The organism is Roseateles sp. So40a, from assembly GCF_048081605.1.
Classification (GTDB): Bacteria; Pseudomonadota; Gammaproteobacteria; order Burkholderiales; family Burkholderiaceae_C; genus Roseateles.
In genome coordinates, this window is record NZ_CP182288.1 from 1343043 (window position 1) to 1355376 (window position 12334).

At 60.3% G+C, this 12334-nt stretch carries 12 protein-coding genes; 6 read left to right on the plus strand and 6 right to left on the minus strand.

Features of this window, described 5'->3' with window-relative positions; genetic code table 11:
* Positions 1–9: 9 nt before the first annotated feature.
* The 3 genes from xseB to ACNI65_RS06275 form a co-directional block, all read right to left on the minus strand.
* A complete protein-coding gene (xseB, locus tag ACNI65_RS06265) occupies positions 10–318 on the minus strand; it encodes an exodeoxyribonuclease VII small subunit (RefSeq protein ID WP_416761845.1) in 309 nt (102 codons plus the stop codon).
* 13 nt (positions 319–331) lie between these two features.
* On the minus strand, positions 332–2341 hold the full coding sequence (xseA, locus tag ACNI65_RS06270) for an exodeoxyribonuclease VII large subunit (protein WP_416761847.1): 2010 nt from the start codon (positions 2339–2341) through the stop codon (positions 332–334).
* A gap of 63 nt (positions 2342–2404) precedes the next feature.
* Positions 2405–3343: a helix-turn-helix transcriptional regulator gene (locus tag ACNI65_RS06275; protein ID WP_416761848.1), complete on the minus strand. Its 939-nt coding sequence runs from the start codon at positions 3341–3343 to the stop codon at positions 2405–2407.
* Between the two features lie 132 nt (positions 3344–3475).
* Here ACNI65_RS06275 and ACNI65_RS06280 point away from each other — a divergent pair, with 132 nt between their 5' ends.
* Genes ACNI65_RS06280 through ACNI65_RS06300 form a run of 5 tightly spaced genes read left to right on the plus strand, consistent with a single transcriptional unit; the run spans position 3476 to position 7372 of the window.
* Positions 3476–3796 carry a hypothetical protein gene (locus tag ACNI65_RS06280; RefSeq protein ID WP_416761849.1) on the plus strand — a complete coding sequence of 107 codons (321 nt, stop codon included), beginning with the start codon at positions 3476–3478 and terminating at the stop codon, positions 3794–3796.
* A gap of 57 nt (positions 3797–3853) precedes the next feature.
* Positions 3854–5092 carry a nucleotidyltransferase gene (locus ACNI65_RS06285; protein ID WP_416761850.1) on the plus strand — a complete coding sequence of 413 codons (1239 nt, stop codon included), beginning with the start codon at positions 3854–3856 and terminating at the stop codon, positions 5090–5092.
* A complete protein-coding gene (locus ACNI65_RS06290; protein WP_416761851.1) occupies positions 5089–5562 on the plus strand; it encodes a hypothetical protein in 474 nt (157 codons plus the stop codon). Before ACNI65_RS06285 ends, ACNI65_RS06290 begins: the two co-directional genes overlap by 4 nt.
* A gap of 2 nt (positions 5563–5564) precedes the next feature.
* Positions 5565–6476, plus strand: coding sequence for an S-4TM family putative pore-forming effector (locus ACNI65_RS06295; protein ID WP_416761852.1), 912 nt, complete (start codon positions 5565–5567; stop codon positions 6474–6476).
* Between the two features lie 8 nt (positions 6477–6484).
* Positions 6485–7372, plus strand: coding sequence for an SMODS domain-containing nucleotidyltransferase (locus ACNI65_RS06300; protein ID WP_416761853.1), 888 nt, complete (start codon positions 6485–6487; stop codon positions 7370–7372).
* A gap of 412 nt (positions 7373–7784) precedes the next feature.
* On the opposite strand, the gene ACNI65_RS06305 is transcribed toward ACNI65_RS06300, so the two are convergent.
* Entirely contained in the window at positions 7785–8735 is a 951-nt protein-coding gene (locus ACNI65_RS06305) for a sce7725 family protein (protein ID WP_416761855.1), read from the minus strand.
* A gap of 60 nt (positions 8736–8795) precedes the next feature.
* Positions 8796–9653 (minus strand): sce7726 family protein, encoded by an 858-nt coding sequence (locus ACNI65_RS06310; protein ID WP_416761857.1) that lies wholly within the window; start codon positions 9651–9653, stop codon positions 8796–8798.
* A 1059-nt stretch (positions 9654–10712) separates the two neighbouring features.
* On the opposite strand from ACNI65_RS06310, the gene ACNI65_RS06315 reads away from it, so the two are divergent.
* Positions 10713–11144 carry a putative phage abortive infection protein gene (locus ACNI65_RS06315; protein ID WP_416761858.1) on the plus strand — a complete coding sequence of 144 codons (432 nt, stop codon included), beginning with the start codon at positions 10713–10715 and terminating at the stop codon, positions 11142–11144.
* 541 nt (positions 11145–11685) lie between these two features.
* Here ACNI65_RS06315 and ACNI65_RS06320 read toward each other — a convergent pair.
* Positions 11686–12306, minus strand: coding sequence for a hypothetical protein (locus tag ACNI65_RS06320; RefSeq protein WP_416761859.1), 621 nt, complete (start codon positions 12304–12306; stop codon positions 11686–11688).
* Positions 12307–12334 lie beyond the last annotated feature (28 nt).

A 12334-nucleotide genomic window follows, 5' to 3' on the forward strand; every position in this document is an offset into this window, starting at 1 on the left:
GCGTGTCCTTCAGAAGGGCGTGTCGTCGTCCATGTCGTCGAAGCCACGGGACGGTGCGGGGCGACTCTTGCCCCCGTTCTCGTTGGGCGCGGGAGCGGCTCGCTCGCCGCGGCCCGCACCTTCCAAGCCAGCGCTGACCAACGCCTCCTCCAGAGCTTTCTCCACAGCGTCAATGCGCTGCTTGCAGACCTTGTAGGCGTCGACGGACTCGTTGACGATGTCCAACAAGTCGTCGATATTGGGCTCCTCCTGGTTGCGCAGCGTCTCCGCATGGCGCTGAAGGACTTCGTAGGCATCGCGGAATGTCTTCTCTTCCATCTTCTCTTCGGCGTCAGGCGCCGCCTTCCTGGGTTGTTTGAGTGACTGTCTCGACCACTGCGCGCACCGTACCGTCATGCAGGTCAACCTGTATTGCGGCACCAGGTTGGACTGTCTCTACGGAAGTCACTGCCTCGCCGTCTGAGGAGCGTACGACGGCGAAGCCGCGGCGCAAGGTTTTCTGGGGCCCCTGACCAGCAATCTCCCGGAAGAGGGCTTGGGACCGCTCTGCTGCGATGTCGACGCCTCTTGTGGAGCGTTCGGCGGTCTCGCGCATGAGACGCTCTGCAGCTTGCCCTTGAGAGCGGGTGCTGGATGCAGCTTGCTCTAGAACAGCCGGTAGCAACGCGTCTACCTGGCGGCGGACATGTCCAATCTTGCCGGCAACGCCCGCGGTCTCCCGGATGGCGAGCTCGGTCTCTCGACGTGCGGCGCGAGCGGTCATCGCAGCCTGTTCGAGAACCGTGGGGAGGAGCGCATCCACTCTCCGGCGGACGTGTACAAGCCGCCCGACAGCCCCAGAAGTCTCGCGGATGGCGAATTCGGTTTCCCGGAGTGCCGTGCGAGCGGTCAGCCGACTACGCTCTAGAACAAGTGGTAACAGGCCTTCGCTTCGTTCCTTCGCGAGGAGGACGGACGCTCGCGCTCTCGTGTCGATGTCGACCATGACAGCTGGAACAGCCTGGCGCGCGACCTGAACGAGCTGGCGGGCATCTGACCGAACCGCAACGACGTTCTCCCTAACGGCACTGCGCGCATCGCGGAGCGTCGCCGCTGACGCGTGGCGGAGTGCCTCGAAGGCGGATTTGCTGTCAGCCCGTGCCTGAGCAACCAAGGCATTGGCGGCTTGCTCGACATCACGGCGCAGGTGCAGAACCTCCGCGCCGGTCAGGGCGGCAGCGCGCCGGGTAAGGTTGAGGATGCGCTCGTTGAATGCGCGTGCCTCGCGAACTCGGGACCGCATTACTTCTTCGATGCCCAAAATGACCTTGGACGGGGTGTCGAACTTGCGGTGGGCGACTTCATCCAGCGAGGTGTCGTCGCGCTCGTGGCCAATGCCCGTGAGAACGGGCACTGGGCATTCGCAGATGCATCGCGCCAAAGCGTAGTCGTTGAGCCAGGCGAGGTCGCTGACGCTGCCGCCGCCTCTGAGGATGACGACTGCGTCCGGAAGCTCTGCGCCGGACCACGTGCGCAGTCCTGCCCGAAGTGCCTCTGCAATCTCCGCGGCTGCACCTTCGCCTTGAAAGCGGCTGTGGATGTAGCTGAACTCGCACGCTCCGTGTGCCTGAAGACGCTGCGCCTCCTTGGCGAAGTCTCCCAGTCCGGCGGCGCGCTCAGGCGCGATGACGAGGACAGCCTTGAAATCCCAGGGGGGCGCGAGCGAGCGATTGCGGTCGAACAGCAGTTCTTTTTTTAGGCGCTCGCGGATATCGCGGCGTCGAGCCTCAAGGTCGCCCAGTGTGTACGCGGGGTCGATGCCATCCACTTCCAGGCTGAAACCGTACTGCGACTTGAAGACAGGCTTGGCACGCAACAACACCTTGATGCCGGCTTCGAGGTCGGCACCAGTCACCCGTCTGAACTCCGAGAGCAGGGCTTCGGCTGACCGGGACCAGATTACCGCGCGTGCCTGCGCCAGAACATCGCCCGTGGACTGGCTTCGCTCGGACAACTCGAGGTAGACGTGGCCAACCTTGGTCGAACTGACTTTTAGGACCTCAGCTGTGGTCCAGACACCTTCACCGAAAGCCTTCGAAATCAGGGTCGCGACTCCACCCAGGAGTCGCGACAGTGGGATGCCCTTGTTCGGCACGTCCACATCACGCGACTCGGACTCCAGCGCCACCTGTGAGTGCGCAGGGCTCGACACCGCAGCCGCCGGTAGCCAAGCTGAGAACGGCGCTAAGTCCAACTCCGATGGCACGTACCACTTGCGAAGCTCAGAGTCCCAGCGTGCGCCGAGAGCCTTTACTTGAGCTCGTTCTTCGTACTTGCTGTTGAGGTAGGTGCGCTCGGTCATGAGCAGCAATGGCCTTGGATGGGCAACTGGTTGAAGGCGAGATGTGACGTGTCGAGCGTAACCTCACATGGCTGCGATGGTTCGGCTTGGATTCGGGTCCACGTAACCTGGCGCTAGCCTAGCGTTGCTTGCTCCGTACAAGGCCAGTGGGTCCTTGAGCCATAGCGCTATCTCCGGTCCTTTGAGACTGTGGTCCGGAGAGCAGTCTACGTTCATGCGACGTAGCATGTAGCCTGCATTCGCGGCTCGCACACGGACATGAAGAGTCTGACCAGACGCGATGCCGTAATCCATCTCCACGACGGCGGGGCGTTTGTGACTTGGATGAACCACGAAGTCCAACTCAATGATTCGACTCCACTGAATGTCTGCCTCAGGTCGTTCCTCGACAAGCACTTCGCTCGTTTCAAGTACCTCAGGGTGCTCCATTCGAGTGAGCACGAAGTCTCGGAACTCATGATGTTTGCGGTCGAACGCCCGCACGTGCCACCTGATGCCAATGTCTACCAAGGCGAGTGGAACTAGTTCTTTCTCTGTGCGGCCGCTGTCGATAGAGGTGTAGGCCAACTTGACGGCCTTGCCGCGATTGATGGCTCGCGTGATGGGAGCAAGTACATCCATCGCTGGCAAGCTCAGTGCGCTCGGAATTTCGCACCTAAGTAGCGGGTGCAGTTCGTCCCCAATCCCTTCGCCGAACCCTTGCGATAAAGCTGTGAGCACGCGTTGCGGGGCGTGGTCAAAGAGTGGTGTGAAGGTGGAAGTGGGGCGGTAGACCTTGTCGGAGTTGTCGAGCGCCAAGTTCTCGGGAGCGATTTCTCGGTAGAGCGCGATGTCGCGTGTCGCTGCGGCCGGGCCGGTTCCGAATCGGTCCACCACGTCAGCCCGACGCAGTTCTCCTAGGAAATATAGGCGGAAGTCGATGTGAGACAGCCGCTCGCGCTGCGTCTTGGTCAATGAGGACAGCTTGGACGCGCGCGTCGTTTCAAGGTCAGGGGTCGCCATCCAAACATCTTAGCGTAGACGCCTATGATGAAAAATCTTCACGAGTAGTTGATGTCATCAAAAAGATGACGTAGCATCGGCATAAATGATGTGTGAACGCCGTTGCGGCGGATAGACCCCCTGGAGGCTTCCATGCACCTCGAGCGACTCGTTGACCTGCTGTTCTCCTCTCCTCAGCGATGGATGGATTGGGGGCGCGCCGTCGTGTTCGTGTCTTTGGGGGTGCTGTTTCTGGGCCTCGTCGCAAGGGTTGCTTTGCAGGGCGCTGCGGTGGTCGGCTCCCTCGCCGTAGGCCTAAACGCCCCCGGGAGGCTGTCAGAGCTACTCCCATCAATCCCAACCTGGTGGGTGCCCGAGACCCTGTCCGGCTTCACGTTGTGGTTGGTGATTGCCGCGGCGGGTGCAATGGCAGCGCGTCACGGTCGGTACCTCAAGCGCCTGATGGAGGTGTGAATCATGAGGAATGGCCCCCAGCAGCGTGTCGATATCGGCTTCAGTGGCCACGTCCCGATGCGCACCACTCGAAGTGTTACGCCGGAGGCGATGCGACGTTTCAACTACTTGACTGAGACCATCGCGGCTGCGTATGAGCCAACTGCTACCCAATTGCAGACGCTTGAGCGGGCGTATGGCGCGACCGGTGAGTACCTGACGACGTGCGCGGAGTTCGATGGGCTGCTGACGGCGGTCCATGCGCATGGCTCACGTCAGCTGGGCACCATCGTGCGCCCTATGGATTCGCAGCGAAGCGGTTTCGACATTGACCTCGTAGCGCGTTTGGCGCGGTCGGCGATGTTTCGGTACCAAGGGCAGGAAGGCGTAGCAAGGCTGTTGCAACACCTTTTCCAGGCACTGGCGCGGTACGCCGAGCGGCATGGACTTGCCATCAAGCGATGGGAGCGATGCGTGACGCTCACCTATGCGGACGGTATGTGTGCCGATTTCGCGCCCGTTATCGACGAGCCGCTGCATACGGTCGAGCGTGGTGAGCACCACGGGCGTATTCCGGACCGAGAGGCTCGCCGCTACCTCTCCACCAATCCGAAAGGCTATTGCTTAGCGTTCGAAGATGTTGCGCGTATCAGCCCAATGCTGCGGAACGTTGCGACTGTCGACTTCGCGCAAAACGCCAAGCGAGCTGACGTCGAGCCGCTGCCCGACGCGCAGCAGGTGATGGGGCGCCTGCTATGCCGTTTAGTTCAACTGGCAAAAGTGCACCGCAACGTCATGTTCGGTCGAGTTGCAGGCGGGGACAAGCTAGCGCCTTCATCCGTCTTCTTGACCTCTCTGCTGGCCAAGGCCTACGCCATTGAAGCGCGGCTGCCCCATGACGGTCCCCTGGACCTCTTCCTGGACATGCTTGCGCGGGTGCCTACGCTGTTCGACCGCCAATCGGATGGATTGAGCGAGCGTTGGGTGTTGCTGAACCCTTGTGCTCAGAACGACAACCTGGCTGAAAGCATGAACTCGACGGCGCGTCAGGCAGCGTTTCGCCAGTGGCACGCCATGCTGATGGCCGACGTGGAGGAGTTGACGATACGAGCTGATGGCGCTGGAGGCCTGAGTTCCGTAGTCAAGTCCGTTGAGCGCAGTTTTGGGGCGCGAGCAGGGCAGGCAGTCTTACAGCGAGGCAGTCAGCAGCGCGAGGACTACAGGACGCTTGGAAAGGCAGGCTTCGTAGTCGCCGGTGCTGTGCCGGTCGTAGCCAGCGCTCGTGGTCACACATATTTCGGTGGTCCGGAGGCATGAAGTTCCCGACCAAGCTTCCGTCGCTCGCGCAACGGCATGCTGAGCTCAACGCCATGAAGTGGCCGGATTCACGCCTATACCTCACGGCGGGCCGAGAACTTCGCTATGTCTTCAGCATCGCGCCGACTGTTCTGTCTCGCGTGTATCGCTGCATGGTGAAGCTGAAGGTGTCGGGTAGCCCGGAAGCGTTTGTCCTGGAGCCGGATTTGGTCGAGCTCGCCGGCGGGCGGCGGCTACCGCATGTGTACCCCCACGAGGGGCGCGGGACCAAGCTCTGCCTATGGCTGCCTCGTGCGGGCGAATGGAGCAGCGAGCTAACCATGCAGGAGTCCTATCTCCCCTGGACCGCCGAATGGCTGAACTACTTCGAGGAGTGGCTCGTGACGGACGAATGGGCCGGCGGCGGCGAGCATCCCGTAAATCGGCAGAAGCGTTGGATGAATCAAGGTCGATTCATGGTGATGAGGTGAGCATGATGAACGACATCGGAAGCAGGCAAAACGAGAACCGTATGGTTGCGCTTTTGCGCGCCAGGCGACGCCTGTGCTCACGACTCAAGGTCTATCAAGGCATGGTCGTGGCCGTTACGGCCGCGTTGCCAGTGGCAAGCTGGTGGATGGCGATTCATCAACCGTCGTTGAAGCCCTACGTCGCATCGTTGGCCCTCGTGTTCACGTTGTGCGAAGTCGTGTTTCTGGACCGATGGCTCAAGGGTCAGGTGAAGACGACGGCCAAGCTCCAAGAAGAATTCGACTGCCATGTGCTCGACCTGTCACCCAACGAGTTCCTCGTCGGCACCTACGTCGACCCAGAAGATGTGCACCACCTCGCGGCGAAGACCTTCGATGAAGTCGGTGAGAGGCAACTGCGCGATTGGTACCCGGTTGCTGTAGGTAGGGTCCCTCTGCATGTTGGCCGCATCTTGTGCCAGCGCGAGAACCTGATTTACGACGCGGACGTCCGCAAGTTCTACAGCCGTCTGTTGAGGCTGGCCTTGGTCGCGGCTGTCGTAGCGCTTCTATGGACGGGCATGCACGTACCGCTTGAAGATTTTCTGCTCACCTACGTGGCGCCAGCCATGCCAGCAATGACTTGGATGCTGCGAGAGTTCTTCCGCCAGAAGGACACCATCGAAACACTCACACGCCTAAAGGGCGAAGCCGAGAAGCTGTGGCGCAAGACCATGGATGGGTTGCTCCCGCAGGCAGCGGCGGAACGCTCTCGCGAGCTGCAGGACGCCATCTACAGCCATCGAGTGACCAGTCCGCTAGTCTTCGACGTCATCTACTGGCTCAACCGCGGTAGCCGCGAAGGAGCGATGAACGCCGGCGCGGACGCTCGCGTATCGGACTATCAGCTTAAGAACACGCCGACGAGCGTTTAAGACCAAGGATGCAGGCACTTCTCCAGCCGCAGTTCAATATGCTTGCGTTGGCCAAGCGCATTGAGCCGCTCGAATCAGCACTGCTTGCAGTGCAGTCCCACAAGGGCGCAGTCCGCGCGCGGTTACAGAGGTCGTTTGTTGTCAGCGGCATGAGGGACATAGGGAGTCACACGCGTGGCACGGCCATCCGCACCTACAGCGATGTGGACTGTATGGTGGTGCTGGCGAAGGACGAGATTACGTGGGGAGGCCGGATGATTGCCTCGAACACGGTTGTGGGTCGAGTTCTGGCGGAGCTCAGGAGCAGGTTCCCGGCTTCTGAGGTTCGCAAGGATGGTCTTGCCGCGACGATTTCCTTCGGTAGCACGAACCAGAGCATGGATGTGGTACCTGCAGTGTTCACCCGTTTTGATAGGACGCGCGCTCGACCAGTATTTCTCATTCCCGATGGCTTGAACGGATGGTTCGAGACCAGCCCACATGCCCATGACCACTACTTTGCCCAGGCACAAGCGGCTAGCGGCAACAAGGTGCGAAAGGTCTCGCAGCTCATAAAGTGGTGGAAGTACGCGCGTGCGAAGCCGTTGCCATTGGGGAGCTTTTACTCAGACATGGTGCTTGCATCGTCCAAGATATGCTCCATCGGGAAGTCACACGGTCAATGTCTGCACGACTTCTTCGAACTGTTGGCGCTGACCAAATGCGGCGCAGTGAAGGACCCCTGCGAAATCGTGGAGAGAATTCTGGCGACCAATACAGAGGCTCAGCGAGTTCAGCTCGTATCATCGGTTGAACATGCGTGGCGCCATGCTCGAGCAGCGCTTGATGCGCAGGCCCGCGGGCGCATCTCGGATGCCAACGCGCAGTGGGACATAGTGTTCAACGGCCGCTACTGAGCCGCAGTGGTTGTCGAGCACCCGGAGTGCGGTCGTTGACGCGTATTCCGCACTCGGAGACCGAAGAAGTCAACTTGAGGTCAATGAAGGTTGCCCCGGTGCCTGAACGCCAGGCGTCCCCATTAGGTCGAAAGGCCTGCCGATGCAGTTAAAGAAGTCCACTGCGCCGGCGCAGCGCGGCCCCACAAACCTAGACTTGCAACGCAGCAACTACTGCTGCAGCTCTGTCCTCCAGGCTACCGGCGGGCTGTGTAATCAAACGCTCCAGAGCTGGTCAAGTTCCGCTCAAGTACAGGCCAGAGTGACCTCGTGAACTGATTGTTACCCCTTCGTTCCAGCGAGCGGTCATCCTTTCGCCAGCTACGGTTTGGCGCGCATGATGACCAGCCGCCCTAGGTGCCCAACGCCGGCGTTAGATGGTGCCGTCCAGCAGGTCCAGCATCAGACAGATGTGATGCTCTAGTTGCAGAACCTTGTTGGCACCTAATCCAGGATAGTGCTTGCTCGCGACGTGCTTCGCGTATGTATCAAGTGCGAAGTTCGTACCGAACTCGTTAGGTCGGGCCTTCGCGGCTTTCACAAGCTTTCGAGCTGCCTGCAAGAATTTTTCGTCTGTGCTACCGACATCCTTGTCGGTGTCGTCAGACACAAAATGCTCAATCCAGACGTTGCCGGACTTGTGTTTGTAGATTGCGTGCGCTGCCACGGCCGCGGGCTTGCCGCCACCTGGCGCGAAAGCCGAGCCGATGGAGGCGTAGTCGCCAAAGCCCGCCCAACCCGGCTCGAAAGTCTTGTGTCGGTCGGTGAAGAGTTCGGTGCCGTCGTAATCGGAATTTCGGTCTAGCTTGTTGAAGTAGTCGCGGATGTCTACGCGTTTGGCAGCAGGCAGTGCCTTCTGCTCAGCGGCCGTCATCTTCTCGTTCAGCACGATGTGGAAGCGAATGCTGGCGTGGGCAGCCAGTGTTTTCAACTCAGCGTCGGTCAGTGACGGACTCGAGTAAGCCAGAGCGACCTCGCGCCCTTCAAAAGCATTGAGGAACGCCGTCACCTGCGCCAGTGTCGTAGAGGCAACGCAGCGGAAGGTCGGAAGGATTGAACTGTGCTCCTTGACTACCTTGATGACTTCCTTGCGCCAGTCCTTGGCCGCGTCCTTCGCTTTCAGCTCATGCTTGTCCGGGGTGAGGATGACCGCGAGTGTTTCGTCGGCCTTGCCGAAGGCCTCGATGCATCTGATGAGGTCAGCGCTCTTTCGCTTGACCGGCTCGATTACCGGAACCAGCGCATCGAGAGACCGATGGTCCTTGAGCATCGCGCGCAATGCCAAAAACTCGGACTGACGTCCGTAGACGAACGGGAAATACATGGAACCTCCCATCGCGCATTTGTAACGCGATTTAATAGTTAGGAGGCAAATGTAGTTGGACTAAATGGAAGCGGCAAGTGCGTCCAACAGACGCTGACGCATCGGTCGAGACAAGGGCGTCTCATAGGCCAAGACGCGCAAGCTCTCAGGAACGGCAGAAACGAACTGCACCATCTCTGCGTCAGTCGTGCGTGCGCGCATGGCGGACACGAGCACATCGTGGGCCTGCTCGCTAGTCAGAAGGCAGAAGAGCTTCTCGTAGTTCTGATGGACCAGACCGTTTGGCATCGGGGGTTGCTGCCCGAAGTGCTTGTGCACTGCATCCATGTACTCTGGACGTCGGAGCATGCGGAAGACGACCCGAGGCTCAATTCGAGAAACGTCGCGGATGGACTTGCGTACCTCTCGCAGGCTTCCCCTTTCGGTAAGGCAGAGGATGCCAACGCGGTCGTCGACCAGAGACGCATAGCGTTGAGCCAGGTCTGGGTGCGTCACAACGTAGACGCTGTCAAAGGCTTGCAGGTACGCGGGCGTCTGGGTGCTCAGGCGCCGATGGCTGTCGTACTCGGTCTTGACCTCGTACGCCGTGGAGGTTCCGTTGAAAACAGCCACGTCGATGATGGAGCCCGCTACGCCGAGCTCGATGCTCATGCTGGAAGTGCGCGGACTGTGCCGACCGAAGACTATGCGGTTGGCAATGGCCGCCTTGTAGACGTACTCGCAACGGAAGCTTTGTCCCAGCTCACCAAGCGACGCATCGAAGAGGTCTCCCACTACGGCCCCGCGACTTGCCGGCTGCACACCGAGCCCCGAGAGCTGCTTTGCGACGTGCGCTGCCGTCCCCCGGCGTGCGATGTCATCAAGCACGGGTCGGGAGAAGATGCGAGCAATCAGGCGGGAACGTTCGGTTTCGGTCATGGAGGTGGGCCGTGGTCGCTCAAGCTCCTGTGTAGGAACGACCGCTTAAACGCGCCAACCTGGCGGCGCAGCCGCGGAGTGTAACTTCCCCGACGGAGCCGCCCGGCGCAGCCTTGGTTAGGTGAAACCGCCGGGCAAGGCGGAGAGAATGGGCTCCTAAGATAGGCGCTGCCCCACGCTCCGGGAAACTTTCAATTGCCGACGCCTATGTCAACTGAAGTGCCACTGGTGGCCGAAGAACCCCCTCCTTTCAGGACTTACGAGCCTCCAGAGCGAATCTGGCGCTCGCTGAAGCGAATGGCGCGGCGAATCAGTTGGAAAACATGGCTGGGCGTTGTGGCTTGCATCGCCATCCCACCAAGTGTCTGGTACATCTGGGTGACTGCGGGAAGCTCTTGGGTGCTGAGTGAATTGAAGGACCCGAGGGGGGCCGCACCACGGGCCGTTCAGACTCCCGCTGCCGTAGCCTCCAGCGACATCGCCTCCGCGCCAGTAATAGGCATAAAAGTCAGAGGCGCGGAGACGCTGCTTTCATCGCAAGGCAAAGGAGGTGGCGCAGCTCCAACGACGTCACGCGCGGCGTCCTCCACCGAAATTGCATTCGAGGTGGTGGTGCCAAGGGAGCTCCTTCCCTCTCAAGAACAGCCCAGTCGATTGGGTGAACTTGGACTGGCTGGCGATTCTTTCGGTGGGTTGAATGCGTTGCTGTCCGCGGTTGCAGCTGGGCTTCTCACTATGACGGCCTGGTTTCAACATACGGCGTTGAAGGAGTCTCGCGCGACCAATCGTCGCCAAGCGCTCGACACCACCTTCTTTGAACTACTTACGCTGACGCGCGGGCTTGAAGAGCGGTTCCGACGGCCATACCCCCGGCGACTCGTTGGCCCCAATCCGTATCAACTTGGAGGAATGAGGATTGAGGTTCATCCGCCATCCCCACCAGCGCCGCCCCCGGACCTAGTGGGCGCGGATGCCGTGAAGGCTTGGGCTAGCGCCCTCGCGGGGGTGATAAAGGGTCACACGACGCCGGCCCGGACTACAGCACGCGACCAACTTCGCATGCTGGCCGAATACTTTCATCAATACATCTACAAGCCGCATTCCGGCGCGTTTGGCCCCTACTTCCGAACGCTATATCAGACGTTCAAGCTCATTGATGGAGCTGACATTCCAGAAGAAGATAAGGTCTCGTACGGGAAGATTGCCCGAGGACTGCTTTCGGAGGATGCAGTCTTCCTTCTGGCCGCTAATGCGTACGGTCCGTACGGAAGAGAATTCATTAAGTACATCGAAAAGTTCGGACTTCTGGAACACATGAATCCGCAGCACGGAGACGTCGTAAATCTGGCGCTTGCGCTGGGGTTCTCGCCGGCGGCCACGCAGGGCGGTGACGAGGAGTTTCCCTGGTGGGAGGAGTTCGTTAGACCGTCGAGAGAGGACGTCGACGCGGCAGCGGAGCCTCGCGAACTGCAGCCTGGCGAGCTGTTCTGAAGACCAACGTAGTTTGGGGCACCCGGGCTCAGCGGGATGCCGTACGCATCTACTTTGGCATCTCCTTCGTTATGTCGAAGATGTACAACCTGTTCGCCGCCAACTCCTTTCAGTAAATGTGCCACGGAGGTCTGGACATCACCTGAACCGAGATGTGCAGCGCCGCATCAGGGTTCTTTCCTCCCTCGTGACGTGCTGCGGTGATTTGCTAGCGCTTCGTTGCCATCTGCATCAATAGCTCTTTCGCACGCTCTCTGTCTCTCGGTCCCAGGCGGATACGAGCGCGTTTAGCGACATGCATGGTTCAACGGTGAGGGTGCTCAGCCTCAATGGCGCGCAGTCTGCGCTGGCAGCGATGCCAACAAGAAGTTCGTTCAGGACTTCGTCGCGGCCTAGGTGAAGGTGATGGAGCTCGACCGCGTTGACCCCTAGCGCGACTCAGCGCAGTGAGGGTGAATCGCCGCCGCGCGTGCGACGAAGGGCAAGTCGACACGAGCACCTTAGGCGGCCATGCGGCCGCTCTCGGTCAATCCTGCACCCGTCACTTGACAATGAGGTCGGCAAGACTTCCGCTCTTGATGCGGGAGAGGCTGTCGATGGCCTGCTGCCGGCGGCCAAAAATCTCGCCTGCGAGCGGTATGCTGACAACAAAGCTCCATCGGCCCTGGCTCGCTTTGGTGACCGCGAACGAATACCCGTCCCAGTGGAACATGGGGCCATAGCCAATCTTCCGCTCGTTCTGAGTGTCCGTGTAGCTTGCGGCCAGTGAGACGCCCCAACGGTTCTTCATCTTGGCTGAGCTCGGACCAGCCCAATCCCAAGAATAGAAGCCGATGAGCTCGACGGTGAGGGCAGGTTTGAGCTCATCCGAGCTCTTCGCCGTCCTGGAGAAGCGCAGTGCTGAATCGGGATGCAGTAGCACCAGCTGCTTGGTGGGAACGTCGCAGAAGCCAACTCGCGTTTCGCCCAAGTTGGCGCACGGCGCCGTACCTCCTTCACCAAGCAGGCTCGAGTCCATCAACCGGCCGTTGACGAAGACCTCCCACCAATACAAGGAATGGGCGTTGTCGCGGTAGGCCCCCCAACGGTCAAGCCGAACCTTTGCGTCGGCGAAGCTTGCAAGGGTCGCGTCCTTCTCAAGCTCCTTGTCGATAAAGGCCATGAGAGCTGCGACGCGTACCGTCGCGACC

Excerpts from the sequence above, each read along its gene's own strand:
- ACNI65_RS06310 (WP_416761857.1), bottom strand. The coding sequence starts at position 9,653 with ATGACCGAAACCGAACGTTCCCGCCTGATTGCTCGCATCTTCTCCCGA.
- ACNI65_RS06290 (WP_416761851.1), top strand. The coding sequence starts at position 5,089 with ATGAAGTTCCCGACCAAGCTTCCGTCGCTCGCGCAACGGCATGCTGAG.
- ACNI65_RS06275 (WP_416761848.1), bottom strand. The coding sequence starts at position 3,343 with ATGGCGACCCCTGACCTTGAAACGACGCGCGCGTCCAAGCTGTCCTCA.
- ACNI65_RS06305 (WP_416761855.1), bottom strand. The coding sequence starts at position 8,735 with ATGTATTTCCCGTTCGTCTACGGACGTCAGTCCGAGTTTTTGGCATTG.
- ACNI65_RS06295 (WP_416761852.1), top strand. The coding sequence starts at position 5,565 with ATGATGAACGACATCGGAAGCAGGCAAAACGAGAACCGTATGGTTGCG.
- ACNI65_RS06320 (WP_416761859.1), bottom strand. The coding sequence starts at position 12,306 with ATGGCCTTTATCGACAAGGAGCTTGAGAAGGACGCGACCCTTGCAAGC.
- ACNI65_RS06315 (WP_416761858.1), top strand. The coding sequence starts at position 10,713 with ATGCTGGCCGAATACTTTCATCAATACATCTACAAGCCGCATTCCGGC.
- xseA (WP_416761847.1), bottom strand. The coding sequence starts at position 2,341 with ATGACCGAGCGCACCTACCTCAACAGCAAGTACGAAGAACGAGCTCAA.
- ACNI65_RS06280 (WP_416761849.1), top strand. The coding sequence starts at position 3,476 with ATGCACCTCGAGCGACTCGTTGACCTGCTGTTCTCCTCTCCTCAGCGA.
- ACNI65_RS06285 (WP_416761850.1), top strand. The coding sequence starts at position 3,854 with ATGCGCACCACTCGAAGTGTTACGCCGGAGGCGATGCGACGTTTCAAC.
- ACNI65_RS06300 (WP_416761853.1), top strand. The coding sequence starts at position 6,485 with ATGCAGGCACTTCTCCAGCCGCAGTTCAATATGCTTGCGTTGGCCAAG.
- xseB (WP_416761845.1), bottom strand. The coding sequence starts at position 318 with ATGGAAGAGAAGACATTCCGCGATGCCTACGAAGTCCTTCAGCGCCAT.